Genomic DNA, 253 nt, shown 5'->3' on the forward strand with positions numbered 1-253 from the left:
TGGATGCCTTCGAAGCCCAGCTCGAACACCAGCGTCGGCCGGACGCGCCGCACCGGGCCGAACTTCTCGACGGTGGTCTTGCGGATCTCGCGGTCCACGCGCTGGATCTCCTTGTCGGTGAGCCCCGAGTAGGCCTTGGCGAATGGCACCAGCATCAGCTCGCCACCCGTCGCGTCGAGCGCGGCCTCGGCCTCCGCGGCGTCGCAAGGCGCGCGGTTCCACACGGCAAAGCTGTAGTCGGTGTAGAGGTTGG

Annotated in this window: 1 protein-coding gene; it reads right to left on the reverse strand. The window is 68.4% G+C overall.

The features are described from left to right. Positions 1-253 (reverse strand): hypothetical protein (locus RVY79_RS20715; protein ID WP_411161773.1); only part of this gene is annotated, 253 nt, incomplete at both ends.

The sequence above is a fragment of the Chromohalobacter sp. HP20-39 genome (genome assembly GCF_033052815.1).
Classification (GTDB): Bacteria; Pseudomonadota; Gammaproteobacteria; order Pseudomonadales; family Halomonadaceae; genus Chromohalobacter.